Consider the following 25,998-nt stretch of genomic DNA (forward strand, 5'->3'; position numbering starts at 1 on the left):
TGTCTCAGGAGGCCCTGATCCGGTCCAGCGCCTGCTCCACCAGCCGTTCCGGCGCTTCGCGCAGGTCGAGCGTGATGCCGCATTCATCCGCTTGCAAGGGCTCGAGCTCGCGCAACTGGCTGTCGAGCAGTGCGGGCGGCATGAAGTGGCCGCTGCGTGCTGCCATGCGCTGGGCGATGAGTTCACGGTCGCCGTGCAGGTGGACGAAGCAGACGCCCTCGTCGCCGCCGCGCAGCACGTCCCGGTACCTGCGCTTCAGCGCGGAGCAGGCCAGCACCGGCAGCCCTCCTGCTTCCTGCACACGCAGGATCTCGGCGCGCAGCGCCTGCAGCCAGTCGCGCCGGTCGGCATCGGTGAGCGGCACGCCGGCGGACATCTTCGCCACGTTCTGCGGCGGGTGGAAGCGGTCGCCCTCGATGAACGTCGCGCCCAGGGCCTGTGCCAGCCGCTGCCCGATGTCGCTCTTGCCGCAGCCGCTCACGCCCATGACGACCCAGGCGGCGGGCGCTTTTTCGTGTGTGGAGGTTTCCATCGAGCGTATTGTGGCGCATTCAGGCAGGCACGATTGCGAGCCTGCTTTTGGCTATCAGAAATCCAGCAACAAAACCGATCCCTGCCGCTCCCCAGGTCAGCGCAGCAATGACTTCAAACAGATTGATCAGCTCAGGATGGGTGGACGCCACAGGGACAAGGATCAGCGCGCGAAGAAGACAGATCGTCGCGATCCCGGCAAGCATCGTCCGCAGTAAAGGCAGGCGCCTGACCAGTCCGAGCGCTGAGCAAGCATACAAGGCACAGATACCCATCAGAACTGCAATGCCCGCAGTAGAGACTGGTGCCAGCCATGTACCGGCTTGTGCCGAGGCCACGATCTGTGGCGGCGCGCCAAAAAATGCATACCAGGATGGCCCTCCCGCAATAGCTGCGACATGGATTGCGACGCCGGCAAAGGCAACTACCACGGCAAGATAGGTAAGACGTGTAGGGAGATTCTTCATCGCCGACAAGTTACCAAAACGGCAGGATGAGAAATGCGCGAAATATCACACGGGCCGATCTGTTAACAAAAATCCCGGCTCGGCGCCCGCAGCCTGCCCAGCAAGTGCGACATGTCCACCAGCCGCTGTCCGACTTCGCCGCAGCCGCTGACGCCCATGACGACCCAGGCATGCATCGTGGTAATCCCGGCCTTTTGCTCATTAGCCTTGTGCAATGGTCTGAACAGAACAAAACGAGGAGGTCCTGTTTTTAATATGGCGCAGAAAGGACTTATGGCCATTGCTACGCCATCATGCGGGATCTTTCAAGACGGCCTTTTCTTCATCGACGTAATTGACTTGACGATCTGCTCAGGTTTCAATAACGATGGCATCATCGACCAACGATCAATCCCTGCATTGCCAATACGAAGCATGCCCGTATGACGTTCAAGACGTTCATCAACCGCCGGGTCAGGATCGACAAAACCCAAGGTTTTTCGAACAATGTCAACTTCCTTCCGCCTCCCTGTCAGCAGCGTCCAGCCGGTTGCAAGGCCATACTGCTTGGCATATGCCTGTAAATCACGTGGCTTGTCGACCTCCGGCTGCAGGGTGATGGAGAAGAAGAAGATATCACGGCCCATCCGGCTGCCGAGCATTTTCTGCACGTGAATCAGGTTTGCCGTATTCGGCGGGCAGATGTTTTGGCATGCCGTGTAAATCATGTTGAATACAACGACCTTATTCCCTTTCACAAGGTCATCGTAAAACCTGACCTCTTTACCAAGGTGAGTTTGCAGTACTACGTTTGGCAAATACTCTTTTAATTGCGGCCGAGCTGCAATTGCCGGAATCGCTGCGGCTGCACCAAAGGCGCCTAGCAGAAAATCTCTCTTGCTGTTCATGTCGGGCCTCAGCTTTTAACAACATCGTAGCGAATCATCATGGCGCTGTCCTCATGCGCCGTCTGGTGACAGTGCATCATGTACTTGCCGACATAGTCGGTGAACATAACAAGCAAACGCGTTTCAACTCCTGGCAAAAGTGGAATAACGTCCTTGCGGCCAGCCCATTCGGGTGGTGGCTTCCTTCCGTTGTACGAGAGAATGCGGAAGTCATCCAAGTGGATGTGAATCGGATGAGCCCAGCCGCCACCGATATTGAACTTCCAGATTTCTGCCTGGTCGTGCTTTACGACTGCATCGACCCGCTTAGGATCAAAGAACTTGTCGTTGATGGTCCATTGTCCATTTTTCCTTCCAAGTTCCCATTGACGGGTGCGCACGACGTTGCTTGGCATTGGAGGCAAGGCGCGGAGGAAGTCAGGAATGGGTGGTGAGTCAGTCGTCTTTTCACCAATGTCAAAGCGCATCAGCCGAACAGGCTTGCTCAACAGGTTGCCAGTGGGCTTACGCGGGTCAGTTTGTTCCAGCCTGTTGACGAGGTACAGCTTAGTGCCAGGTCGATACTTGCCAAAGTCGATGATGATGTCCGACCGTTCCGCCATACCCATGAACAGCTTCGTCATCTTCACTGGCCGCTCCAGCAGGTTGCCGTCGCTTGCAATGAAGGTGAACTCCTGGTCTCTGCCAGCTTCATCGTGAAGGTGGAACTGGAAGTACCTGGCCATGGACGCGTCCAGCAGGCGAAAGCGATATTTTCGACCCTCCACCTCGAGGTAAGGCGAGACCGTCCCGTTGACCATCATGAGGTTACCCAGGAAGCCCTCAGGGTCCAACTGATTGAATATCAGGTTACCGCCAACATCAAACTTTTTGTCCTGCACTACCAGCGGTATGTCGTACTTGACTCCACTCGGAAGTCGCAGCGCCTTCGGATTCGTGTCCTTCTCGTTGCCTGAATCAATTTCATCGAACACGAGGTACATACCCGCAAGACCACGATAAACGTTTGGAGCGGTAAACTCTTCGCGATGATCGTGATACCACATTGTTCCGCAGGTGCTGCGAGGATCTCCTTTGCTCGGGTAGTTTGGATAGTGGTTATCGTAAAAAGCACCTTTTTCGCTAACCGTTGGCCCTTTGTCTTCCCTGCTGTAGTAATTGCCAGCGTAGCCGTCCGACTCTGAGCCAACGTGTGCGCCGTGAAGGTGCGTGCTGATTTCAGGAGAACCAAACCCTTTGTGATCTTCCGGAAGATTGTTGATGAAGCGCACCATTGTTGGCCTGAAGCTGCGTTCCACAAACGTTGGGCCGGGAATCGTCCCATCATATGTCCACACCTGTTCAAGGGGAAGCTCGGAGTGAAAACGATGAGCTGAAACTGCCACATTGACAATGTATTCGCAATTCGCATTCGGTGGAAAACGATTAAATGCCTGATGCGGATCGCGTCCACATTCTCCTGGCACCGGAAATTCTGCGCATTCGGGGTGCATTGGCTCTGGCGTCTTAATCGGTGGCACAAACAACCGGTCTTTGAACGGCATGACATAAGGCGTTGGAACAGCAATAACCTGACCAGCGATGTCACCCGTTTTAAGACCAGTTGATGCGAGTACGCCTGCTGTGGCAGTACCTTTGAGTAAAGTCCGACGACTATTCTTCATTTGAAGACTCCTTCAGGAATCACACGACAAAATGCCGCCATTTTTCTTTTGGCAGTTCCGATCTTGCGTGAAACTTTAGTATCCTTCGGCAGTGCTGGTGGAGATCGTTCCCTGAGCAGCGAGGTGCGTTGACACAAGAAACTATTACACCGAGAATTTAATACTCAGTGGTAATCCCAATTAATCTGTAAACTCATCGGACGTGAGCTTGGTCGGTACCGCCGACGCTGGAGCAGATATGCCCATGCATAAAGAAATCCGCCGGCGAAAGTAGCTATACGCTTACTTATTGCGCTGCTCCTTATCAAGAATGGAGTTTGCTGAATTTCAATGCCGGACGTAATAAGATGGCGGCCCGATGACCGGGATCGTTTTCGGCCGTTTAAGATATTGAGTCTATGCGCGTTTAACGAGTTCAGGAAGGAGAAATATCCTGCCGCGTTGTACAAGAGAGTCGGTGACGACTTTAACTTCCAGTTCATAATAGTTCTGTGTACGACGCTTATTTTCTGATGAGAAGATCGGCTTCTTGCATGTTCTGTTAACAAAAATCCCGGCTCGGCGCCCTCAGCCTGCCCAGCAAGTGCGACATGTCCACCAGCCGCTTCGCCACCAGGTGGCGCACCTCGCCCTGCTTCTGCCAGATCCCATACACCCCCAGCAGCGGCGCATTCAACACTTCCCTCCTCTGCTGCTCCACCAGCGTCGGCCAGACGATCACGTTGATGTTCCCGGTCTCATCCTCCAGCGTCATGAACAGTACGCCCTTGGCGGTGCCCGGACGCTGGCGCACCGTCACCAGGCCGCAGGCGCGCGCCAGCTGGCCGTCCGCATAATCGTTCAGGGTAGACGCCGGCACGAAGCGCTTGGCCAGCAGTCCTTCGCGCAGCAGCGCCAGCGGATGGCGGCCCAGCGTCAGCCCTTGCGCGCGGTAGTCGCCCACGATCTCGTCGGCCTCGGACGGTGCTTCCAGCTGCGGCAGTTCCTCCAGCGGCGTGGTCGGGCGCAGCAGGTCGCGGTCCGGCACCGCGCCCACCGCCTGCCACAGCGCCTCGCGCCGGTGCCCGGCCAGTGACTGCAGCGCATTCGCGCCGGCCAGCACCTGCAGGTCGCCGCGATCCAGCTGCGCACGGCGCGCGAGGTCGGCCACGCTCTCGAAGGGACGCACCGCGCGCGCCATCTCGATGCGCAGGGCCACTTCCTGCTTCAAGCCGCGCTGCAGCGACAGGCCCAGGCGCACCGCCGGCTGGCGGCTGCGGTCGACCGGGTCGTATTCTTCCAGCGCCGAATCCCAGCCGCTGATGGCGACGTCGCTAGGGCGCACCTCGATGCCATGGCGGCGCGCGTCCTGCACCAGCTGCGAGGGACTGTAGAAACCCATCGGCTGGCTGTTGAGCAGCGCGCACAGGAAGGCCGCCGGCTCGTGGCACTTGAGCCAGGAGCTGGCATAGGCCAGCAGCGCGAAGCTGGCCGCGTGCGATTCCGGGAAGCCGTATTCGCCGAAGCCCTGGATCTGGCTGAAGATCGCTTCCGCGAATTCCAGCGTGTAGCCGCGTTCCAGCATGCCGCGCACGATGCGGTCGTAGTATTTTTCGAGTCCGCCCTTGCGCTTCCAGGCCGCCATCGCGCGGCGCAGCTGGTCGGCCTCGCCCGGGGTGAAACCGGCGCCGAGGATCGCCACCTGCATCACCTGCTCCTGGAAGATCGGCACGCCCAGCGTGCGTTCCAGTGCCACCTTCATCTCGGGACTCGGGTAGTGGATCGGTTCGAGGCCCTGCCGGCGCCGCAGGTACGGATGCACCATGCCGCCCTGGATCGGACCGGGGCGCACCACGGCCACCTCGATGACCAGGTCGTAGAAGCGGCGCGGACGCATGCGCGGCAACATGCTCATCTGCGCGCGCGACTCGATCTGGAACACGCCCACGGTATCGGCCGCGCAGATCATGTCGTAGGTGGCCGTGTCGTCGGGCGGGATGTCCTGCATCTCGAACAGGTTGCCGTAGCGCTGGCCGACCAGTTCGAGGCCGCGCCGCATCATCGACAGCATGCCCAGCGCCAGCACATCCACCTTCATGAGGCCGAGTTCTTCCAGGTCGTTCTTGTCCCACTGGATGACGCTGCGGTCGGCCATGGTCGCGTTCTCGATCGGCACCAGGCGCGACAGCTTGCCGCGGGCGATGACGAAGCCGCCCGGGTGCTGCGACAGGTGGCGCGGGAAGTTCAGCAGCTTGTCGGCCAGCGTGGCCCATTGCTGCGCCAGGCGCGATTCCGGGTCAAGGCCCGCCTCCGCCAGGCGTCCCAGCAGGTCGGCGCGGCTGTCGAACCAGTGGTGGGTCTTGGCCACCTTCTCGACGATGGCCAGGTCGATGCCGAGCGCGCGCCCGCTGTCACGCAGCGCGCTCTTGGGACGGTAGCTGATCACCACCGCGGCCAGTGCCGCCCGCTCGCGCCCATACTTTGAATAGATGTACTGGATGACCTCTTCGCGGCGCTGGTGCTCGAAGTCGACGTCGATGTCGGGCGGCTCGTTGCGTTCCTTCGAGATGAAGCGCTCGAACAGCAGGCTGGCGCGGGCCGGATCGACCTCGGTGATGCCGAGGCAGTAGCACACCGCGGAGTTGGCGGCCGAGCCGCGGCCCTGGCACAGGATGTGCTGCGAACGGGCGAAGCGCACGATGTCGTACACGGTCAGGAAGTAGTGCTCGTACTGCATCTCGGCGATCAGCTGCAGCTCGTGTTCGACCTGGGCCTGTACCTTGGCCGGGATGCCGTCGCGGAAGCGCCGGTGTGCGCCGATATAGGTTTCCTGGCGCAGGAAGCTGCTGGCGTCGTGGCCGGGCGGGACCACTTCATCGGGATATTCGTAGCGCAGTTCGTCGAGCGAAAAGGTGCACAGGCGCGCGATGCGCACCGTCTCCGCCAGCGCCTCGCGCCCGTAGATGTTCCCCAGGCGCAGGCGCGAGCGCAGGTGCTGCTCGGCGTTCTGGGCCAGGCCATAGCCGCATTCGGCCACCGGCTTCTTCAGGCGGGTGGCGGTGAGCGTGTCCTGCAGCGGCTTGCGCGAACGGACGTGCATCACCACGTGGCCGAGCGCCGTGATCGGCAGGCCGTGCTGCCAGCCCACCTCTTCCACCGTCTCGCGGTGCGCCTCGTCGAAGGCGCGGTGCAGCAGCACCAGGCCGAGCCAGCTGCGGCCCGGGAAGGTGGAGGCCATCCACGCGGCCTGGGCATGCAGGCGGTCGACATCGCGCGCTTCGTGCGAGGGATAGTGCGGCAGCAGGATCGCCAGGCAGTCGGGCATGTGGCGCAGGTGCGCGTAGGCCGGCGCGGGACGGGCCAGGTCGTCCGGGGTGAGGAAGTAGGTCCCCTTTTCGCTGCGCGTGCGGCCCAGGGTGATCAGCTCGGACAGGTTGCCGTAGCCATTGCGGTTCTTGGCCAGCAGGATCAGCGACAGCGCCGGGCAGCCGTCCGCGTTCTTCAGGTGGAAGTGGGCGCCGATCACCAGCGGCAGGCCGGCCTTCCTGGCCTCGGCATGGGCGCGCACCACGCCGGCCAGCGAGCATTCGTCGGTCAGCGCCAGCGCAAAATAATTCAGCTGCACCGCGCGCGCCACCAGCTCCTCCGCATGCGAGGCGCCTTCGAGAAAGGAGAAGTTCGACAGGCAGAACAGCTCCGCATACGGAGGCAAGACTTGAGGCGGCGGAGGAAGCGGATCTGTCATCGGCAAGGAGAAGGCGAACGGGCTACAATGCTAGTCAAACCAGCAATACTGTATAAAAACACAGTATAACCGAGACGAACCACCCGACAAGGAAAACGCATGCAGATCCATGCACTGAGCTGTTTTGGCGCCACGCCCGGCACCGGCAACCCTGCCCTCGTCATCGAAGGCGGCCACGCCGGCGAAGAAGCACGCCGTGCGCTCGCCAAAGCACGCAACACGACCTGCGTCTTCCTCGACGGCGAGGCGGTCGATTTCTACTATCCGCACATGCGCAGCCCCTTGTGCCTGCACGCGACGCTGGCCGTGGCCCACGTGCTGTTCGTGCGCCATCCGGATGCCGGGACGCTGGCGGTGACGACGGCGATGCGCGGCCAGCGGCTGGAACTGAGGCGCGACGGCGATGCCTTTTTCGTGCGCCTGCAGGCGCTGGAGGTCGCGCAGCCGGTTCTCGCGCCGGACCTGCTTGCGCGCCTTCTCGCCGCGCCCGGCTTCGAAGCGGCATCGCCACCGCGCGTCGCCTCGGTCGGCAGCCCGAAGCTGCTGGTCGAAGTGGCCGACGCCGCCGCGCTGCACGGCCTGCGCCCCGACCTGGCGGCGATCGTCGCCTGGGGCAAGGAGGCCGGGGTGAACGGCATCTACGCCTGGTGCCGCCGGCAGGATGGACGCTTTGAAGGCCGCAACTTCAACCACCTCGACCCGGCGCTGGAAGACAGCGCCACCGGCGTGGCGGCGGGCGCCCTCACGGCGCTGCTGGGACAGGGCATCACCCTGCTGCAGGGCCAGGCCTGCCTGATCCGGACCCGCATGGAAGACGGCGCGATCCTGGTCGGCGGCCGCGCGGAACCGGCGGCTGTCATCGCGCCCACCGGCCTGTAAGTACAGTATCCGGCGCTGTTCGGCCCCGGCAAGCTGGTATACACTTTCGCGCACAATAAAGAGCCCATCCCGGGCTCGTACCAGACCGCGGACATGAAACCACCCTTCCTTGCCTACGCCCTCCCCGTGATCCTGCTCGGCGCCAGCGCTACCGCGCGCGCCGACGTCGATTACCAGCTGCGCATTACCGATGCGGCCCAGCACCTGGCCGAAGTACGCGCCACCTTCCCGGCCACCAGCGGCAACACGCTCGACGTGCAGATGCCGAACTGGCGCACCGGCCGCTACAACATGCTCAACCTGGCCAACGGCGTGCGCCTGTTCAAGGCATTCAACGCCAAGGGCGAGCCGCTGGCCGTCGCCAAGACCGACAAGGGCACCTGGCAGGTCGCTACGCGCCCGGGTGATGCGGTCACCGTGCAGTACGAGCTGTACGCCAACATGCTGGGCGAGCGCACCCGCCACATCGACGACACCCACGCCTACCTCGACGCCAGCGGCGTGTTCGTCTACGCCGCCCCGTTCCGCAAGGAGCCGGTGAAGGTCAAGCTGGACGTGCCGCAGGGCTGGCAGTCGCGTTCGGGCATGGACGCAGGCGACTGCGGCCACTGCTTCGTCGCGCCCAACTACGACGTGCTGATCGACGCGCCGATCGAGACCGGCATCCACGAGTTCTACACCGACAAGGTGGACGGCCGCACGATCGAGCTGGCGCTCTGGGGCCGCGGCAACCACGACGGCAAGCAGATGATGACCGACCTGAAGAAGATCGTGGCCGAGACCGCGAAACTCTACGGGAACAAGTATCCCTTCCAGCGCTACCTGTTCATCGTCCACGCCACCGACGGCGCCGGCGGCGCCACCGAGCACGCCAATTCCACCGTGATCCAGAAGCCGCGCTGGACCTTTGCGCCGCGCAAGCCCTACCTGGACTTCCTGCGCGTCGCCGCCCACGAGTTCTATCACACCTGGAACGTCAAGGCCTACCGTCCGAAAGAGATGGTCCCGTACGACTACCAGAACGAGAACTACAACCGCCTGCTGTGGATCGCCGAAGGCCACACCTCCTACTACGACGAGCTGATCGTGCTGCGCGCCGGCCTGCAGAAGCGCGAGGAATTCCTGGAAGGTTATGCCAAGCTGATCGACGACTACCTGCACCAGCCCGGCCGCTTCCAGCAAAGCGCGGCCGACGCCAGCTTCGACGAATGGATCGCCGGCGGCGGCGAGCGCGCCCGCAACGCCTCGGTGAACATCTATTCGAAGGGCCAGGTGCTGGCGCTGATGATGGACATCGAGCTGCGCCGCCAGACCGGCTCTCAGCGCGGCCTCGAGGACATGCACCGCATCCTGTTCGAGAAGCATCCGACCACCCAGGGCGGCTACGACGTGGCGGCGGTCCAGGCCGCGCTGCGCAGCGTCAGCGGCCAGGACTGGAGCGGCTGGTGGAGCCAGTACGTGGACGGCACCGCCGAGATCCCGTTCGACACCCTGCTGGCCCAGGTCGGCCTGCGCAAGCTGGTCGACGTGCCCAAGGACCAGGAGCAGAAGACGGAATGGTGGGCCGGCTGGACCCTGCGCGAAGGCAGCGACCCGGCCGTGGTCACCGTCGTCGAGCGCGACAGCCCGGCCTGGAAGGCGGGCGTGGTCTCGGGCGATACGCTGCTGGCGGTGAACGGCCTGCGCGTGTCGAGCAAGGACATCGGCGACAAGATGGCGCTCACGAAAACCGGGCCATTCAGGCTGCACCTGTTCCGCCGCGACGAGCTGGTGGAAAAGCAGCTCGCACCGACGCAGCAGCCGAAAGGCAAGGCCAAGCTGCAGGCGGTGGAAAAGCTGAGCGACACGCAGAAGGCGCTGAATGCATCCTGGCTGGGCGTGGCCTGGCCGAAAGAGGATGCCGCGAAGGCGGAAGCGGCGAAGAAGCCTTGACCCGTTCCTGAGCAGATCCGAACGCGGCGCCGGTCTACTACCGGCGCCGCGTTTTTTCTTGAAAGTATTTTCACAGCTAGCGCTAGCGCGGTCGATAAACCGAAGTTATATGCTGACAACGTTGTGTTAATACTACAGCTCCTTGGTGCTCTGCCGCCGGATTGTTTAGTATTCAATTTTCCCCCGGAGAAACCAGTGCTCACACTCAAACGCCTTCCCCAGTCGGTCCTGCTCGCCCTGTACGGCGGCGCCGCATTCGCTTCCCTGATTCCCGCCGCCTTTGCCCAGGGCACCGCGCAAGCGCCGGCTACCACCCCGGTCGCCGCCGGTACCCCGGCCGCCGCCCAGGACGGCATCCAAAGCGTCACTGTGGTCGGCTCGCGCCGCGTCGGCAGCTCGTCCTCGACCGACACCCCGGTGCCGATCGACTTCATCCCGATGACCAAGGCCTCCGAACAGGGCGGCCAGTTCGACCTGGCCCAGGTGCTGAACAACGTGTCCCCCTCGTTCAACTCGACGCGCCAGACCGGCGCCGACGGCGCCGACCTGGTCGACTCCGCCGCCCTGCGCGGCCTGGGTTCGGACCAGACCCTGGTGCTGGTGAACGGCAAGCGCCGCCACACCACGGCGCTGGTGAACCTGTTCGGCGCGCGCAACCGCGGCAATACCGGCACCGACATGAACGCGATCCCCGTGATGGCCATCCGTAACGTACAGGTGCTGCGCGACGGCGCCGCCGCGCAGTACGGCTCGGACGCGATCGCCGGCGTGCTGAATATCGAACTGAAGAAGAACCTGGGCTGCGAGATGGCCGTGGGCTTCGGCCAGTACACCGAAGGCGACGGCGACAACTATCTGGCCTCGGCCTACTGCGGCGTGGCCGTGGGCGGCGGCGTGCTGGGGATCACCGGCGAATACTATGACCGCGGCCGCTCCAATCGTGCGGAGGAAGACAGCCCGCGCATCATCGGCGACACCAAGTCGCAGAACAGCACCGTCTACCTGAACGGCGAGTTCCCGGCCGGACCGGGCAAGCTCTACGTCACTGCCGGCGCCCAGAACCGCGACGCCTCGTCGGCCGCGTGGGCGCGCGAAGGCCTGGGCTCGGAGGACATCCCTTCGCGCAATTCGGCCGCGATGTACCCGAATGGCTTCGTCCCCTTCATCAACGGCGACATCAACGACCACTACGGCACCCTCGGCTACCGCTTCAGCATGGGCGAGTGGAACACCGACGTCTCGCAGACCTTCGGCCAGAACCGCATGCGCTACACCATCGCGAACACGCTCAATGCGTCGATCGCGAACCGCGACCTGCAGCGGGGCGGGCGCGGCGTCAGCGCCAGCATGTTCGACGCCGGCGGCTTCTCGTTCCGCCAGGCGACCACCAACCTGGACTTCTCGCGCTTCTATGACGGCATCGGCAACGGCATGAACGTGGCCTTCGGCTTCGAACACCGCCGCGAGAACTACCGGATCAACGCGGGCGAACCGGGTTCCTACATCGACGCCGACGGCGTGGGCGTCGGCGGCAATGCCGGCAGCCAGGGTTTCCCCGGCTTCCAGCCGATCGACGAGACCGACAGCGACCGCCACTCGAACGCCGCCTACCTCGACCTCGAGACCGACCTGAGCGAAGGTTTCAAGCTGCAGGCCGCCCTGCGCCACGAGCGCTATTCGGACTTCGGCTCGACCACCACCGGCAAGCTGGCCGGCGCCTTCAGGCTGAATCCGAGCGTGCTGCTGCGCGCCTCGGCCAGCACCGGCTTCCGCGCGCCTTCGCTGCAGCAGGTCTACTTCTCGTCGACCTTCACCGACTTCGTCAACGGCCAGCCGCTCGACGTGGTGCTGGCGCCGAACGGCGGCCGCGTGGCGAATGCCGCCGGCATCCCCCAGCTCAAGGACGAGGAATCGAAGAGCTATACCCTGGGCCTGACCTGGACTCCGGGCGCGGCGACCTCGCTGACGGCCGACCTGTACCGCATCAACATCGACGACCGCATCGTGCTGTCGGGCCGTTTCGACGCCGACAACTACCCTGCCCTGGGCGCCACCCTGCAGCAGCTGGGCGTGGGCCAGGCGCAGTTCTTCGTCAATTCGGTGGACACCAAGACCCAGGGCCTGGACGTGACGCTGTCGCACCGCATGGACCTGGGCGCCGGCAAGCTGAACGCCTTCCTGGCCATGAACTTCAGCAAGACCGAAGTGACCGGCGTGCACGCGCCGAGCGCGCTGCGCGGCTTCGAAGACGTGCTGCTGTCCGAGCGCGAGCGCCTGTTCATCGAGGAAGGCGCGCCGCGCCGCAAGGCCACCCTGGGCTTCGACCACACGGTGGGCAAGCTGGAAACCGCGCTGCGCATCGTGCACTTCGGCCCGCAGACCCTGGGCACCTTCTCGGGCCCGCCGGTGCCGAACCAGTACTACAAGCCGAAGACCTCGGCCGACCTGTCCTTCACCTGGGCCTTCACCGACAAGACCAAGTTCACCGTCGGCGGCACCAACATCTTCGACGTGAAGCCGAGCGAGCAGGATTCGAACGAGACCGACAACGGCTTCAAGTACGAGAGCGTGCAGTTCGGCCTGAACGGCGCGGCCTGGTTCGCGCGCCTGTCGCACAAGTTCTGACGGCGTCGGTTTTGCCAGCAAAAAGGGTTCCTTGAGGGAACCCTTTTTGCATGGATGAGCAGCGTTCGCGAGCACACGGACATTGCCCGCCGACTGCGTATAATGCTTTGCATTATCCCAGCCCGCTCCGGCGCGGCATCGAAGGCTGTCCTATGAATACCGCTGTACAGAACCGCATTTCCACCGGCATCGCCGGCCTCGACGACATCCTGGGCGGCGGCCTCACGCCGCAACGCGTCTACCTGGTGGAGGGATCGCCGGGCGCCGGCAAGACCACGCTCGGGCTCCAGTTCCTGCTCGACGGCGTTGTCAAGGGCGACAACGGGCTGTATATCACCCTGTCCGAAACGACCGACGAGCTCAAGGCGGTGGCGCACAGCCATGGCTGGAACATCGATGCGCTGTCGATCTTCGAGCTGGCCAGCGACATCGAGCTCGACCTCGATGCGCAGCAGTCGGTCTTCCACCCGTCCGAAGTCGAACTCGCCGAGACCACGCGCAATGTCATGACGCGGGTCGATGAGGTCAGGCCGGCGCGGGTCGTGTTCGACAGCCTCTCCGAAATGCGCCTGCTGGCGCAGAATCCGCTGCGCTACCGCCGCCAGATTCTCGCCCTCAAGCAGTTCTTCTCGGCGCGCGCCTGCACCGTGCTGCTGCTCGACGATAAAAGCAGCGCTTCCGACCAGCACCTGCACAGCATTGCGCACGGCGTCATCAGCCTCGAGCAGATCGCCAAGGATTTCGGTACCGAACGCCGGCGCGTCAACATCATCAAGATGCGCGGCCTGCGCTTCCGCGGCGGTTTCCACGACTATACGCTCGACACGGGCGGCATCACCATGTATCCGCGCCTGGTCGCGGCCGAGCACAACCGCGAATTCACGCCCCAGGTCAGTTCGACCGGTTCCGAAGGCATCGACATGCTGCTCGGCGGCGGCCTGGTGCGCGGTACCAATACCCTGGTGGTCGGCCCGTCCGGGATCGGCAAGACCACCCTGGCGACGCGCTGCCTGCTGTCGGCCCTGGAGCGCGGCGAGAAATGCGCCTTTTACCTGTTCGACGAAGGACTCGGCACCTTCTTCGCACGCTGCGCGGCGCTCGGCATGGAGCTGCGCCCCTACGCCGACAATGGCCAGCTGCACATGCACCACATCGATCCGGCCGAACTGGCGCCCGGCCAGTTCGCCCAGATGCTGCGCGACGCGGTCGAACACGAGAACGTGCGCTGCATCGTCATCGACAGCCTGAACGCCTACCTGCAGGCGATGCCTGGCGAGCAGTTCCTGATCCTGCAGATGCACGAACTGCTCTCCTACCTGAACCAGCAGGGCGTCACCACGATGATGGTGCTGGGGCAGCACGGCATGATCGGTGAAGTGCGCAGCGACGTCGACCTGAGCTACCTGAGCGACAGCACCATGCTGCTGCGTTTCTTCGAGTCGAACGGGCGGCTGCGCCGCGCCATCACGGTGCTCAAGAGCCGCACCACCGAGCACGCGCAGACCATCCACGAACTGCAGCTGGGCCGCGACGGCATCCGCGTCGGCGCGCCGCTCGAAGGTTTCGACGGTGTCCTTACGGGCCTGCCCAGCTACCGCGGCTCGACGCCGATGATGCCCAACGTCCCGCATGCCGACAGCTAGTACGCACGACGAACGCATCCTGATCTTCGCGCCGCGCGGGCGCGACGCCGAAGTCATGTGCTCGGTCCTGGCACGCGACAATGCTTCCTGCAGCGTCGTCCACGGCTTTCCGGAACTGGCCGAAGGCATTGCCCAGGGCGCGGGAACGGCGATCGTCGCCGAGGAAGCACTGCATGGCGTGGACATGCGTCCCTTGCATGCCTGGCTGGCGCGCCAGGAACCCTGGTCGGACTTTCCCCTGGTGATCCTGCTGGCCAAGGTCATCGGCCCGCAGCCCGACGGTGCGCGGGCCCGGCTCGAAGAGCTGGGCAACATCATCCTGCTCGAACGGCCGCTGAATGCGCAGACGCTGCGCAGCGCCGCCAGCTCCGCGCTGCGCGCGCGCCGCCGCCAGTACCAGGCGCGCGACATCCTGGCCGACCGCGAACGCACGGCGGCGCGCCTGCAGCAGAGCCAGCAGGCCCTGCTCTCGCTCAACGAAACCCTCGAGTCGCGCATCGAAGAACGCACCCGCGCCCTGGCCCAGGCCAACGACCGCCTGATGAACGAGGTGATCGAGCGCGAACGGGTGCAGCAGGCGATGGTGCAGTTCCAGAAGATGGAAGCGGTCGGCCGCCTGACCGGCGGCATCGCCCACGACTTCAACAACCTGCTCAACGTGGTCCAGGGCAGCATGGACCTGATCCTGCTGCTGTCCAAGGACGAGGTGGCGAAGCAGCGCGCCGAGATCGCGCGCCGCGCCTGCCAGCGCGGCGGCAAGCTGACCAGCCAGCTGCTGGCCTTCGCCCGCAACCAGAACCTCGACCTGCGCCCGGCCGACGTGGGCGCCCTGTTCGAGGGCGTGCGCGAACTGGTGGCGACCTCGGTCGGATCGCGCATCGCCCTGCGCTTCGAAGTCGAGGACGGCTGCGCACGCGTGTTCGCGGATGCGAACCAGATGGAGATGGCGCTGCTGAACCTCGCCATCAATGCACGCGACGCCATGGACGGCGGCGGCGAGCTGGCCTTCCATGCCGGGAACGCGCAGCCGCCCGCGGGGCTGCTGCCGGCCGGCGACTATGTCCGCATCGCGGTCGCCGACAAGGGCCCGGGCATGGCGCCGGAGCTGGTCGCCAAGGTGTTCGAACCCTTCTTCACCACCAAGGCCGTCGGCAAGGGCACCGGCCTGGGCCTGAGCCAGGTGTACGGCATGGCCCAGCAGTCGGGCGGCGCGGCGCGCATACTGAGCCAGCCGGGCGCCGGCACCACGGTCGAGATCTGGCTGCGTGCCTGGGACGGCCACGGCGCCGCCGAAGCTGTGCCCCTGCCCGCCGCCGTCCCGGACGCCCGGCCGGGCTTCCACATCCTGGTGGTCGAGGACGACAATTTCGTGCGCGAGTCGATGGTGCTCTCGCTGGAAGCCTTCGGACACGCGGTGACCCAGGCCGCCGATGGCGAAGCGGCCCTGCGCGAACTGCGGCGCAGGCGCCCCGACCTGATCATCACCGATTACCTGATGCCGGGGATCACCGGGGCCGAACTCATGCTGCAGGCACGCGAGGTGTTCCCGGGGATACCGATGATCATCGCCACCGGCTATGCCGACATGCATGCGATCGACCAGGTACTGGGCGACGACATCCTGCTGCGCAAGCCCTTCCAGCTGGCCGAACTGGCGCTCAGCGTCGAGCGCGCGCTCGGCCGCGGCGACGCGGCGGTGCCGCGGCAATGAGCTGGACGCCGCCGAAAACGACTCTGTGCCACACTTTGTTCATCACCTCTTGAGCCATCCAGGGAGCACATCATGAACAACGAACAGAAGTCGCAGGAGCAGGAGCAGGACCGGCAGCAGGCCGGCCAGGCGGCGCCGCAGAACCAGCAGCAGGCGGGACCCGAGGTGGACGGCCTCGCGGACAAGAAGCCGGAAGAACTGACGCCCGAAGAGCTCAGGCTGATGGCCGACACGATGCCGGGCGAAGGACCGGGCGACTGAGATGTTCCTATTCTTCTCGAACAAACTCGGCTGCCTCGGCTCGATCGCCGTGTCGATCGTGCTGACGCTGATCGTCCTGCTGCTCTTCGGCGTTTTCTAGGGAAGCGCTACTTCTTCAGCGAGCGGACGTAGGCCAGGACCTCGTCTTCGCGTCCCTCGCCCACCGCGTCGGCGGCGCTCTTGCCGCCGAGCGCCTGCTGCGCCTCGTTCATCCACGCGCTGGCGGCGTCGTCGCCGCCCACGATGGCGCGCACTTCGTGCATCACCGTGTAGTAGGCCTGCGCCTTGCGCGACTGCTGCTTGACGCGCGCCTGCAGTGCCGCGAAGGCAGCGGGATCGAGTTGGTCGGCCATGCTGGATTCTCCCTACTTGGTCACGGTCAGCAGCGAGCGCTTGCCGCCCTTGAACGAATACAGCGTGATGGTGCCGTCGCGGATATCGCCGCGGGCGTCGAAAGCGATCGGACCGGTCACGCCCTTGTACTGGATCTTCGCCAGCACCGGGAGGTACTTCGCCGGCTGCGCGGAACCAGCCTTCACCATCGCCTCGGCCATGGTCATCACGGCGTCGTAGGCGTAGGGCGCATTGATCTGGACGTCGATGCCGAAGCGCTTCCGGTAGTCGGCGCGGAACTTGTCCATGGCGGCCCTGGCCTCGCCCTGCACGCCGCCCGCTTCCGCGCACACCACCTGGCCGTCCGCCATGGTGCCGCCGGAGAGCTTGTGGATCTCGTCCGAGCAGATGCCGTCGCCACCCATCATGCGCACGTTCATGCCCAGCTGCTTCATCTGGCGCAGCATCGGGCCCGCGGTTGCGCTCATGCCGCCGAAGAAGACCAGGTCGGGTTTGCTTGCGCGGATGCGCGTGATGATGGCGGAAAAATCGGTCGCCTTGTCGTTGGTGAACTCACGCGCCACCACGCTGCCGCCCTGCTTCTGCAGGCTGCGCGAGAACTCGGTGACCAGGCCCTGGCCGTAGGCGGTGCGGTCGTCGACCACGGCCACGCGCTTCGCGCCCATGCTGCCGATCGCGTAGCGGCCCAGGGCCTGGCCCAGCTGCACGTCGTTGGCGACCACGCGGAAGGCCGTATTGAAACCCTGCTGGGTGTACTTCGGCGAAGTGGACGAGGGCGAAATCTGCGGGATGCCGGCGGCGTGGTAGATCTTCGATGCCGGGATCGTCGTGCCCGAGGTCTCGTGGCCGACCATGCCCTGGATCTTCGCGTCCACCAGCTTCTGGGCCACGGCGGTGGCCTGTTTCGGGTCGCCGCCGTCGTCCTCGGCCGCCAGCGCGAAGCGGACGTTCTTCCCGCCGATGCTCACGCCCCTGGCGTTCAGTGCCTCGATCGCCATGCGCGCACCGTTCTCGGTGTCCTTGCCGAAGTAGGCTACCGGGCCGGTCACGGCCGCCGCATGGCCGATCTTTACCACTTCCTGCGCCGACGCCATACCCGCCATCGCCACGCCGGCCAACAGGACTGCTTGCTTCTTCATCGATTCCTCGTATTCAGCAAAACGGCCATTCTACCGCCGCCGCGCCGGGCCTGCCGGCCGGCAGGCGACCTGCCGTGACAATTGGAGAGAATTCGAGGGGCCAAACGCTTGTATCCTCCCCGCCTTACATAAGAAAGAGAGGAGCCGGCTGTGCCCGAGCATTCCTCCATCTTGACGGAGACCACCATTCCTACCCTCGCAATGCGACCCGCTGCCCGCCTTGCGGCAGGCGTCCTCCTGTCCTGCATCCTGATGCCGGCCCATGCCGGCCCGCCGCCATCCACGCGCCCTGCCGCCACTGTGCGCGGCAGCGCGCATGCTCACAAGCTGCACGAATGCAGCCGTCTGCGCGCCGCCATCCTGGCGTCGGAACAGGCCGAGCGCCGCGAACGGGCGCGCATGATGGAAGGCGCCCAGCACGACCTGTTCAGCCTGCGCCAGCGCTTCCGCAAGCTGGGCTGCCAGGCACCGGCCAGCAGGTAGGCGCCGTCACAAGGACTGTTCCCACACCAGGCGCCAGACCGGACGCATCCGGAAGACGGTCGCGCGTTCGAGCCGGCTGCTCCCCTCGTAGAGCAGGCTTTCCCGATAGTCCCCCTGCGCCAGGCCGGCGACGGACAGGCGCAGCCGCGCGCGGGCATCAATCTTCCATACCGCGTACAGGTCGAGCTGGCGGCGGCTGCCGTCGTCGCTGAACATCAGTGCGCTCACGCGCCTGGCCACCCGTCCGCGGTGGCTGTAGCTGCCGCCCAGGTCGAGCCGGCCGGGCGCGGCATAGTCCAGTCCGAGATTGCCGCTGTAGGCCGGCTGGCCCTCGATGCGGTTGTCCGGGCCCGGCAGGCTGTCGAGGCGCGACCAGTTGCGCGCCAGGTTGATCCGCGCCGCCAGCGGTCCGCGCGTGAACTTGCCTTCGAATTCGATGCCGCGCACGGTCGCGCCGCCGCCGTTCTCCGGCATCGCGGTCCACACGCCCCGGTTCTCGCCGATACGCACCAGGGTGATGTCGCGGATGCGCTTGTGGAAGACGCTGATGCCGAGCATGTCGTCCTTGCCCATGCTGCGTTCCCAGGCGAGGTCGATGCCGAGGGCGAGTTCGGGCCGCAGGCCCGGATTGCCCTGCTGGTCGGGGTTGGTGGCGCTGTTGTTGTTGTCGACCGTGTAGCGGCGCGGCATGAGCTGGACGATGTTGGGCGCCTTGTAGGTGCGGCCCAGGGCAAAGCGGAAGCCGTCGCGCGGCCCCGTGTCGACGTCAAGCCGGCGCGGCTTGTACAGCGCCTGGAATACCGGGCTCCAGGCGCCGGCATCGACGTCGACCGCCGCGGCGGCATTCCCTTCGCCGGTGGTACGCAGGTCTTCGCGGCGCAGGCCGGCGTAGGCGGACCAGGCCTCACCGATGTCCCATTCGTCCTGGATGAAGAAGGCGCTGCGTGCCACGGCGGCGCGGTAGTCCTCGTCGCTGGAGAGCAGCAGGCTGCCGCCCGGGCCGGTATGCCGTTCGCGCCGGTACTCGCTGCGCCGCTTGCGCCCGACTTCCCAGCCGGCGGCCAGCGCGTGGCTGCCCCCCAGCGGGCGGCGCCAGCTGCCGTTGAAGGTCCATTCGCGCTCGACCGGACCGGAATCGACGAAATGGGATTCGAGCAGGCGGTCGCGCAAGTCCATGCCGTGGTAGCTGAAGTCGGCTTCGCGCCGCATCGAGAAGCCGGCCAGCTTGGCGCTCAGGCGCGCACCGGCCTCGAGCCTGCGGGTCCAGGACAGGTCGGCGTAGGCGTGCAATGGGCGCGTCTCGAAGCGCTGCTGCGCGTGCGGGAAGGCCGTCGGCCGGCCAAGCGCCGTGGTTTCGTGTTCGCGCTTGAGGTTGTCGATGTGGCGGCGGCGCACATAGCTTTGCGAGCTGAGGCTGTCGACGGCGCTCGGCTGCCACGACAGGCGCGGCGCCAGTTCCAGCACGTCCTCCACCTGGTGGTCGGTCCACAGCGTGTGGCGCAGGAGTTGGGGATCCGATCCTGCTTCGGTGGTGAGTGCCGCAATCGGATTCACGGTGCGCTTGAGCGTCGCCGCGAAGGTATAGGCAAGCGCCCCGTTACGGCCGCTGTGCTGGGCGAGCAGCTGCGGCGCCGCGTGGCCACCGATCCAGGCGCCGCCCGCCTTGATCTCGTGCGCACTGCCGCCTTTCACGGGACCGGCGCGCCGCATGATCACGTTGATCGTCCCGGCCATGGCCTGGCTGCTGGTCTCGGCGGTGGCGGCGCGCCGGATCTCGATGCGCTCGACCAGCTCGGGACTGAGCGCTTCCAGCGAAAAACCGCCGGGAGCAGGCAGGCCGTCGAGCAGGATCGCCACATGGCCGCCGCCCATGCCGCGCATGCGGACCGCGGCTTCCTTGCCGGGTCCGCCATCCAACGTGATGCCGGGCTGGCGCTTCAGCACCTCGACCAGGCTGGCGTCTCCCTGGCGCAAGAGTTCGTCGCGCCCGATGACGATGGCGGTGGTGGTCGACTCGGTTCGCCGGTCTGCGGCGGCGGCGCTGACGACGACCTGCTGCACGGGTTCGAGGGCGGTCTGGGCGGAGGCACAAGCGTGCGCCGCCAGCAGCAGCGTAGCGGCGCTGCGGGTTCGGATGATTTGCATGGTGATTGAAAGATTGATAGAGGAAGGCTTAATTGCCGGATGCCTGAGCCGCGCCGCCCTCGGCGACCCAGTTCACCAGCTGGTCCAGCACCGCCCGGCCCTGGTCGGCCTGCGGGTCATTGACGAAGGCCGTCACGATCCAGTCCTGTCCGTGCACGTCGCGCACGTAGCCCGCCAGTGCCGCGACGTCTTGCAGGGTGCCGGTCTTGAGGCGCGCATTGCCAGCCGCACCGCTGCTTTTCAGGCGGTTCTTCATCGTGCCATCCAAGGCAACGATGGGCAGGCTGGCCGCGAACTCCGGGTACCAGCGGCTCGCCGCCGCCGACTTCAGCAAGGCGGACAACTGGGCGGGACTGATCCTTTCGATGCGCGACAGTCCGGATCCGTTCTCGATGACGATGCCGGCCGCTTCGATCCCCTGCGCGGCGATCCAGTCGAGCACACGGCGGCGCGCGCGTTCGAGCGTCGGCTGGCCTGCACCATTCGCCGACGTCGCCCCAAGCGCCAGATACAGCATCCGTGCCTTGACCGCGTGCGAGGTCTTGTTGGTCGCGCGGACCGTCTCGGCCAGCGTCTCGGAGCGGCGCTCGACCAGCCTGAGCGCGCCCGCAGGCAGCTTGCCCTCACGGGTCCGCCCGCTCCACTGTCCGCCCATTTCCTGCCAGAGGGCGCGGACCAGGCGTTCGACATACAGGTCGCGATCGAGAGTCTGCAGCTCAACGGTGACCTTGCAATGGCGCGGAAAGGCGCCGGCCAGCACGATCCTGACCTCGCCCCCTGCTCCCGGCTGCACGGCCGGCTGGCGCCAGTGCTCACGCCATTCCCTGCAAGGACGATCGTCCAGGGCCAGGCCGTTCGCCACGCTGACCCCGGACAGCGGCGGCGTGGTCTGCACCGCCACCGCCGACGCATCCGAGGACAGCGTATAGGTAATCAAGTAGTCCGACACCGTCAGCGCATCGGGAATCACGTTATAGGATGCGTCCGGCGTATCGTCGAAGGGCGCCGCGCCGGTGTCTAGCCGGGCCGGCTGGAACAGGGACCGGTCCAGCACCAGGTCCTCTGTGATGGTGACGATGCCGCTGTTGCGCAAGCTGCGCAGCAGCGCCCCGAGCCCCTCCCAGCTCAGCCCGGGATCGCCGCCGCCGAGCAGGTACAGGTTCCCCTTCAGCACACCTTTCTCCGGCACGGCATCGGTGAACATCGCGGTAGTCCAGCGATGCGCCGGGCCCAGCGCGTCCAGGGCAGCCAGGGTAGTCACCAGCTTCATGGCCGAGGCGGGATTGACGATGCGGCGCTCGGCCAGCGCCTGCGGCGCCGATGGACCGGCCAGCGCTTCGATCCGATAGCTCAGCGCCTCGACGGGGATGCCCTTGCGTGCCAGTTCCTGCGCCACCGCGGGCGGCATGGCGGCTGCGGCATGGGCCGCCGCCAGAAGGAAGGCCGCACAGAAGGCGGCGGCAGCGTGGATGGAATTGGGCATGTTCGTTCTCGGGACAGGCAAAGAGACCCATTCTGCGCACCGATCCGCCACCGGCCACGTGAAATGTGACGAACGACCGCTTCCGTGTGATGGCCTCCCTCGGCGGCGGTTCTGGCGGCCGTTGCGCGCTGCTATACTTTTCCCGATGACTTCTTCCCTCTCCCGCGTCCCGCCTTTCGCCAGGATCCTCGCCGTCACGCTCTGCCTGTGGACGGCCATCAGCGTGCTCGGGGCCTTGCAAACCTACAGCGACAACCTGCGCGCCGGGGTCGACAGCCACTATCCGGTGCTGCTGGGGACCTGGTTCGTCGAATATGCGGTGCCGCTGATCGTTCTGAGCTGGGGCTTGAGCATGGCGCTGGTGCGCTGGCCGGCGCTGATCGCGCGGCCGCGCAACCTGGTGCTGCTGTTCGCAGGCCTGGTCCTGCTGTTCCAGCCCGCGCAGTGGACCTGGATGGCCTGGCAGCGCGACATGCTGGACATCGCCAGCCTGGAGGATGCCCGGCAGCTGCTGCTGAAGATGCTGCTGGTCGGCTGGTTCTCGACGACCGGCACCTTCGCCGCCATCCTGGCCTTCTTTTATTCGCGCCAGGCCAGGGAACGCGAACTGGCCTGGCAGCGTTCGCAGACCGACATGCTCAACCTGCGCCTGGCGCTCGAGGAACAGCGCATGCTGGCCCTGCGCGCCCAGCTCGAACCGCACTTCCTCTTCAATGCCCTGAACGCGATCAGCGCCCTGGTGCGCGGCGGCGACAAGCCCCTGGCCCTGCACGGCATCGGCCTGCTGAGCGGGCTGTTGCGCTATGTGCTGTCGGCCAGCGCCGGCAGCACGACCACCGTCGCCGCCGAGCTGCGCTTCGTGCAGGACTACCTGGACCTGCAGCGCCTGCGCTACGGCGAGCGGCTGCGCATGCACGTCGACGGCGCCGGCGCGTTCCTGGACAAGGTCGAATGTACGCCGCTGCTGTTGCAGCCGCTGGTCGAGAACGCGCTGCGGCACCAGCTCGATTGCTGCGAAGGGCCGAGCGATATCCACCTGTCCTTCATCCGCGAGACCGACGCGCTGCTGGTGCGGGTCACCAATCCGGCGGTCGGCGGGACGCCGGCCAACCCGGGCGCCGGGCTCGGGCTGGCCAACACCCAGGACCGCCTGCGCCTGATGCAGCCCGAGGCCTCGCTGCGCGCCGGACGCCAGGGAGAGCGCTTCGTGGCCGAAGTCCGCCTGCCGCTGGCGGGAGTGGAGGCGGCATGACGATCCGCTACCTCATCGTCGACGACGAAATGCCGGGCAGGATGAACCTGCGCCTGGCCATGGCCGCCCACCCGGAGTGGGAGCTGCTGGCGGAATGCGGCGGCGCGGCGGCGGCGCGCGCGGCGCTGGCGAAGCACGAGGTCGACCTGGTGTTCCTCGACATCCAGATGCCGGGGCAATCCGGACTGGCGCTGGCACGCGAGATCAGCCGCCTGCGCGAGCCGCCGCTGGTCGTGTTCGTGACCGCCTACAGCGAGCACGCGGTCGAGGCCTTCGACGTGCATGCCCTCGATTACCTCCTCAAGCCGCTCGACGATGCGCGCCTGGCCCAGGCCGTCGAGCGCGCCGGGACGATGCTGCGCCGGCGCCAGCGCGAGGCCTATGGCGAAGCCCTGCGCCGGTACGTGGACGAGGACCAGGCGCCCTACCCCGACACCATCAGCGTGCGCTCGGTCGGCCGCATCGAGCGGATCGGCGTGGACGAGATCCTGCGGATCGAATCGGCGGGCAACTACGTCGAGCTGCACCTGGCCGGGCGCACCGTCCTGCACCGGATGACGCTGGGACGGCTCGAAGGCATGCTGGCGCCGGGCGAATTCGTGCGCGTCCACCGCGGCACGATCGTGCGGCGCAGGCAGATCGCCAGCCTGGAGACCCGCGGCGACGGCAGCTACTGGCTGAGCATGCGCAGCGGCGGGCAGGTGGCGGTCAGCGAGCGCTATGCGGCTGCGCTGAAAACCATCCTGCTGAACCGGGATACCTGATCAGGCTTCGTGCAATTTGAAGCTGACCGTGGCCGACAGGCCGCCCAGGCGCGCGGATTCGCCGAGGCTCAGCTGGGCACCGTGGCGCTCCGCGATCGCCTTGATGATCGCCAGCCCCAGCCCGCTGCCGGCCGCCTCGCTGCCGGCGACGCGGTAGAAGCGGTCGAACACGCGCTCGCGCTCTTCCGCCGGGATGCCCGGGCCGCTGTCCTCGACGGTGACGAGGGCGCGCCCCGCTTCGCTGCGCACCGAGATGTCGGCGGTGCCCCCTGGCGGGGTGTACTTGACGGCGTTGTCGACCAGGTTGCGCAGCAGGATGTGCAGCGCATCCGGCTGCCCTTCCACGACGGCCGGGTCGGCGTGCTGGATGCCGACGTCGACGCCCTTGGCCGCGGCCACGCCGGCCAGGTCGGCCACGGTGCGCCGCGCCAGCTCGGCCAGGTCGACCGGCCGCGCGGCGGCGCCGTTGGCGGCGGCTTCCTGGCGCGCCAGCACCAGCAGCTGCTCGACCAGGCGGGTGGCGCGGTCGATGCCGGCGGTCAGGCGCGACACGGCCAGCTTGCGCGCTTCCAGCGAATCGGCGCGGTCCAGGCTTTGCGCCTGCAGCCGCAGGGCCGCCAGCGGCGTGCGCAGCTCGTGCGCGGCGTCGGCGACAAAGGTCTGCTGGGCCTCGAAGGCGGTCTTCACGCGTCCGAACAGCAGATTCAGTTCCTGCACCAGCGGCCGCACCTCGTCCGGCAGGCCGGCTTCCGACACCGGCGACAGGTCGTCGGCCTGGCGCGAGGCCACCTGCGAGCGCACCCGCGCGACCGGGTCGAGCGAGCCGCTCACCACCCACCACACGACCAGCATCAAAATCGGCATCATGACGGCAATCGGGCCGAGGGTGCGCAGCGCGAGGTTGCCGGCCATGTTGCGGCGCACGGCCAGGTCTTGCGCCACCTGCACGGTCTGGTTCTCGGACTGGATCGAGAACACGCGGTACACGGTGCCGTTGGCTTTCACGTTGGAGAAGCCCAGCACCGCGCGCTGCGGCAGCTTGGCGCGCGAGACGCTGTGGAAGACCTGCACGCCGTCGGGGGACCACATCTGCACCACCATGTCGTCGTTGCCGGCGCCGCTTTTGCCGCCCCCGTCGTTCTGGGCCTCCAGGCGCTGCTGCGCCTGGCTGTTCGACAGCGGGGTGCTCGAGCGCAGCGACAGCGCCATCTGCTGCATGTGGTAGTCGAAGATCTGGTCGGCGTCGTGCAGCGAGGTACGGTAGGCGATCGAGGCTTGCGCCAGCGCGGCGATGGTGATCGCCGCCAGCAGGTACCACAGCAGGCGCCCCCGCAGCGAGTGCGTGACTTTGGACCTGAGCTTTGGCCTCAGCTTCATGCCTTCGGCACCATGTAGCCGACGCCGCGCACGTTCTGGATCACGTCGGAGCCGAGCTTCTTGCGCAGGCCGTGGATGTAGACCTCGACCGCGTTGCTGGAGACTTCGTCGCGCCAGCTGTACAGCTTTTCCTCGAGCTGGGCGCGCGACAGCACGGCGCCCGGCCGCGCCACCAGCGCTTCGAGCACGGCCCATTCGCGCGCCGACAGCGCGACCTGGGTGCCGTCGACCAGCACTTCGCGGGTGGCGGGATTGACCGTGATGTTCTTGTACTCGAAGATCGGTTCGGCGCGCCCGGCGGCGCGGCGCAGCAGCGCGCGGATGCGCGCCAGCAGTTCGTCGAGGTCGTAGGGCTTGAGGACGTAGTCGTCGGCGCCGGCGTCCAGCCCGGCGATGCGCTGGGCCACCGAGTCGCGCGCGGTGGCCACCAGCACCGGCGTGCGGTCCTTGCGCGTGCGCATCGAGCGCAGCACCTCCAGCCCGTCCTTGCGCGGCAGGCCAAGGTCGAGCAGGACCAGGTCATAGTTCTGGTTCTGCAGCAGGGCCGTGTCGGCCATCTCGCCGTCCTTGACCCAGTCGACGGCGTAGTGCTCGGCCCGTAACAGGTCGAGCACCACTTCGCCGATCATCGTATCGTCTTCCACCAGCAATAGCCGCATGAATTCCCCATTCTTGAA

The 25,998-nt window shown here is 65.9% G+C and carries 20 protein-coding genes; 9 read left to right on the forward strand and 11 right to left on the reverse strand.

Annotation, left to right across the window (positions count from 1 at the left end; translation table 11 throughout):
• Positions 1–4: 4 nt before the first annotated feature.
• The 5 genes from AC56LK_RS02115 to AC56LK_RS02135 all read right to left on the reverse strand — a co-directional run bounded on the left by AC56LK_RS02115 (position 5) and on the right by AC56LK_RS02135 (position 7,273).
• On the reverse strand, positions 5–532 hold the full coding sequence (locus AC56LK_RS02115) for a gluconokinase (RefSeq protein ID WP_497182904.1): 528 nt from the start codon (positions 530–532) through the stop codon (positions 5–7).
• A 19-nt stretch (positions 533–551) separates the two neighbouring features.
• A complete protein-coding gene (locus AC56LK_RS02120; RefSeq protein WP_497182905.1) occupies positions 552–998 on the reverse strand; it encodes a hypothetical protein in 447 nt (148 codons plus the stop codon).
• Positions 999–1,303: 305 nt separating this feature from the next.
• Complete coding sequence (locus AC56LK_RS02125) at positions 1,304–1,885, reverse strand: SCO family protein (protein ID WP_497182906.1); 582 nt, start codon at positions 1,883–1,885, stop codon at positions 1,304–1,306.
• Positions 1,886–1,893: 8 nt separating this feature from the next.
• Positions 1,894–3,549: a multicopper oxidase family protein gene (locus AC56LK_RS02130; protein ID WP_497182907.1), complete on the reverse strand. Its 1,656-nt coding sequence runs from the start codon at positions 3,547–3,549 to the stop codon at positions 1,894–1,896.
• A 541-nt stretch (positions 3,550–4,090) separates the two neighbouring features.
• Positions 4,091–7,273, reverse strand: a complete 3,183-nt coding sequence (locus tag AC56LK_RS02135; protein ID WP_497182908.1) for an error-prone DNA polymerase — start codon at positions 7,271–7,273, stop codon at positions 4,091–4,093.
• Positions 7,274–7,372: 99 nt separating this feature from the next.
• Between AC56LK_RS02135 and AC56LK_RS02140 the strand changes: the two genes are divergently transcribed.
• The 6 genes from AC56LK_RS02140 to AC56LK_RS02165 all read left to right on the forward strand — a co-directional run bounded on the left by AC56LK_RS02140 (position 7,373) and on the right by AC56LK_RS02165 (position 16,324).
• Positions 7,373–8,152 (forward strand): PhzF family phenazine biosynthesis protein, encoded by a 780-nt coding sequence (locus AC56LK_RS02140; RefSeq protein WP_497182909.1) that lies wholly within the window; start codon positions 7,373–7,375, stop codon positions 8,150–8,152.
• A gap of 93 nt (positions 8,153–8,245) precedes the next feature.
• Positions 8,246–10,084: a M61 family metallopeptidase gene (locus AC56LK_RS02145; protein ID WP_497182910.1), complete on the forward strand. Its 1,839-nt coding sequence runs from the start codon at positions 8,246–8,248 to the stop codon at positions 10,082–10,084.
• Positions 10,085–10,279: 195 nt separating this feature from the next.
• Positions 10,280–12,709, forward strand: coding sequence for a TonB-dependent receptor plug domain-containing protein (locus AC56LK_RS02150; RefSeq protein ID WP_497182911.1), 2,430 nt, complete (start codon positions 10,280–10,282; stop codon positions 12,707–12,709).
• 152 nt (positions 12,710–12,861) lie between these two features.
• Positions 12,862–14,352, forward strand: a complete 1,491-nt coding sequence (locus tag AC56LK_RS02155; protein WP_497182912.1) for an ATPase domain-containing protein — start codon at positions 12,862–12,864, stop codon at positions 14,350–14,352.
• Complete coding sequence (locus AC56LK_RS02160; RefSeq protein ID WP_497182913.1) at positions 14,339–16,063, forward strand: response regulator; 1,725 nt, start codon at positions 14,339–14,341, stop codon at positions 16,061–16,063. Before AC56LK_RS02155 ends, AC56LK_RS02160 begins: the two co-directional genes overlap by 14 nt.
• A 72-nt stretch (positions 16,064–16,135) precedes the next feature.
• Positions 16,136–16,324 (forward strand): hypothetical protein, encoded by a 189-nt coding sequence (locus AC56LK_RS02165; protein WP_436104850.1) that lies wholly within the window; start codon positions 16,136–16,138, stop codon positions 16,322–16,324.
• Between the two features lie 107 nt (positions 16,325–16,431).
• Here AC56LK_RS02165 and AC56LK_RS02170 read toward each other — a convergent pair whose 3' ends face one another.
• Together AC56LK_RS02170 and AC56LK_RS02175 are read right to left on the reverse strand one after the other, a co-directional pair.
• Entirely contained in the window at positions 16,432–16,677 is a 246-nt protein-coding gene (locus AC56LK_RS02170) for an antitoxin Xre/MbcA/ParS toxin-binding domain-containing protein (protein ID WP_497182914.1), read from the reverse strand.
• A gap of 12 nt (positions 16,678–16,689) precedes the next feature.
• Entirely contained in the window at positions 16,690–17,817 is a 1,128-nt protein-coding gene (locus AC56LK_RS02175; protein WP_497182915.1) for a branched-chain amino acid ABC transporter substrate-binding protein, read from the reverse strand.
• Positions 17,818–17,967: 150 nt separating this feature from the next.
• Between AC56LK_RS02175 and AC56LK_RS02180 the strand changes: the two genes are divergently transcribed.
• Positions 17,968–18,300 (forward strand): hypothetical protein, encoded by a 333-nt coding sequence (locus AC56LK_RS02180; protein ID WP_497182916.1) that lies wholly within the window; start codon positions 17,968–17,970, stop codon positions 18,298–18,300.
• Between the two features lie 6 nt (positions 18,301–18,306).
• On the opposite strand, the gene AC56LK_RS02185 is transcribed toward AC56LK_RS02180, so the two are convergent.
• Together AC56LK_RS02185 and dacB are read right to left on the reverse strand one after the other, a co-directional pair.
• Positions 18,307–20,445: a TonB-dependent receptor plug domain-containing protein gene (locus tag AC56LK_RS02185; RefSeq protein ID WP_497182917.1), complete on the reverse strand. Its 2,139-nt coding sequence runs from the start codon at positions 20,443–20,445 to the stop codon at positions 18,307–18,309.
• Positions 20,446–20,473: 28 nt separating this feature from the next.
• Complete coding sequence (gene dacB / locus AC56LK_RS02190) at positions 20,474–21,928, reverse strand: D-alanyl-D-alanine carboxypeptidase/D-alanyl-D-alanine endopeptidase (RefSeq protein ID WP_497182918.1); 1,455 nt, start codon at positions 21,926–21,928, stop codon at positions 20,474–20,476.
• 145 nt (positions 21,929–22,073) lie between these two features.
• On the opposite strand from dacB, the gene AC56LK_RS02195 reads away from it, so the two are divergent.
• Positions 22,074–23,180, forward strand: coding sequence for a sensor histidine kinase (locus AC56LK_RS02195; protein WP_497182919.1), 1,107 nt, complete (start codon positions 22,074–22,076; stop codon positions 23,178–23,180).
• Positions 23,177–23,944 carry a LytR/AlgR family response regulator transcription factor gene (locus AC56LK_RS02200; protein WP_497182920.1) on the forward strand — a complete coding sequence of 256 codons (768 nt, stop codon included), beginning with the start codon at positions 23,177–23,179 and terminating at the stop codon, positions 23,942–23,944. Before AC56LK_RS02195 ends, AC56LK_RS02200 begins: the two co-directional genes overlap by 4 nt.
• On the opposite strand, the gene AC56LK_RS02205 is transcribed toward AC56LK_RS02200, so the two are convergent.
• A complete protein-coding gene (locus tag AC56LK_RS02205) occupies positions 23,945–25,321 on the reverse strand; it encodes an ATP-binding protein (protein ID WP_497182921.1) in 1,377 nt (458 codons plus the stop codon).
• Positions 25,318–25,980 (reverse strand): response regulator, encoded by a 663-nt coding sequence (locus tag AC56LK_RS02210; protein ID WP_436104842.1) that lies wholly within the window; start codon positions 25,978–25,980, stop codon positions 25,318–25,320. Before AC56LK_RS02210 ends, AC56LK_RS02205 begins: the two co-directional genes overlap by 4 nt.
• Between the last annotated feature and the right edge of the window lie 18 nt (positions 25,981–25,998).

This window comes from Telluria sp. ZB4P36, assembly GCF_059685865.1.

Coding starts and splice junctions, on each gene's coding strand:
- AC56LK_RS02115 (WP_497182904.1), bottom strand. CDS start 532: ATGGAAACCTCCACACACGAAAAAGCGCCCGCCGCCTGGGTCGTCATG.
- AC56LK_RS02120 (WP_497182905.1), bottom strand. CDS start 998: ATGAAGAATCTCCCTACACGTCTTACCTATCTTGCCGTGGTAGTTGCC.
- AC56LK_RS02125 (WP_497182906.1), bottom strand. CDS start 1,885: ATGAACAGCAAGAGAGATTTTCTGCTAGGCGCCTTTGGTGCAGCCGCA.
- AC56LK_RS02130 (WP_497182907.1), bottom strand. CDS start 3,549: ATGAAGAATAGTCGTCGGACTTTACTCAAAGGTACTGCCACAGCAGGC.
- AC56LK_RS02135 (WP_497182908.1), bottom strand. CDS start 7,273: ATGACAGATCCGCTTCCTCCGCCGCCTCAAGTCTTGCCTCCGTATGCG.
- AC56LK_RS02140 (WP_497182909.1), top strand. CDS start 7,373: ATGCAGATCCATGCACTGAGCTGTTTTGGCGCCACGCCCGGCACCGGC.
- AC56LK_RS02145 (WP_497182910.1), top strand. CDS start 8,246: ATGAAACCACCCTTCCTTGCCTACGCCCTCCCCGTGATCCTGCTCGGC.
- AC56LK_RS02155 (WP_497182912.1), top strand. CDS start 12,862: ATGAATACCGCTGTACAGAACCGCATTTCCACCGGCATCGCCGGCCTC.
- AC56LK_RS02160 (WP_497182913.1), top strand. CDS start 14,339: ATGCCGACAGCTAGTACGCACGACGAACGCATCCTGATCTTCGCGCCG.
- AC56LK_RS02165 (WP_436104850.1), top strand. CDS start 16,136: ATGAACAACGAACAGAAGTCGCAGGAGCAGGAGCAGGACCGGCAGCAG.
- AC56LK_RS02170 (WP_497182914.1), bottom strand. CDS start 16,677: ATGGCCGACCAACTCGATCCCGCTGCCTTCGCGGCACTGCAGGCGCGC.
- AC56LK_RS02175 (WP_497182915.1), bottom strand. CDS start 17,817: ATGAAGAAGCAAGCAGTCCTGTTGGCCGGCGTGGCGATGGCGGGTATG.
- AC56LK_RS02185 (WP_497182917.1), bottom strand. CDS start 20,445: ATGCAAATCATCCGAACCCGCAGCGCCGCTACGCTGCTGCTGGCGGCG.
- dacB (WP_497182918.1), bottom strand. CDS start 21,928: ATGCCCAATTCCATCCACGCTGCCGCCGCCTTCTGTGCGGCCTTCCTT.
- AC56LK_RS02195 (WP_497182919.1), top strand. CDS start 22,074: ATGACTTCTTCCCTCTCCCGCGTCCCGCCTTTCGCCAGGATCCTCGCC.
- AC56LK_RS02200 (WP_497182920.1), top strand. CDS start 23,177: ATGACGATCCGCTACCTCATCGTCGACGACGAAATGCCGGGCAGGATG.
- AC56LK_RS02205 (WP_497182921.1), bottom strand. CDS start 25,321: ATGAAGCTGAGGCCAAAGCTCAGGTCCAAAGTCACGCACTCGCTGCGG.
- AC56LK_RS02210 (WP_436104842.1), bottom strand. CDS start 25,980: ATGCGGCTATTGCTGGTGGAAGACGATACGATGATCGGCGAAGTGGTG.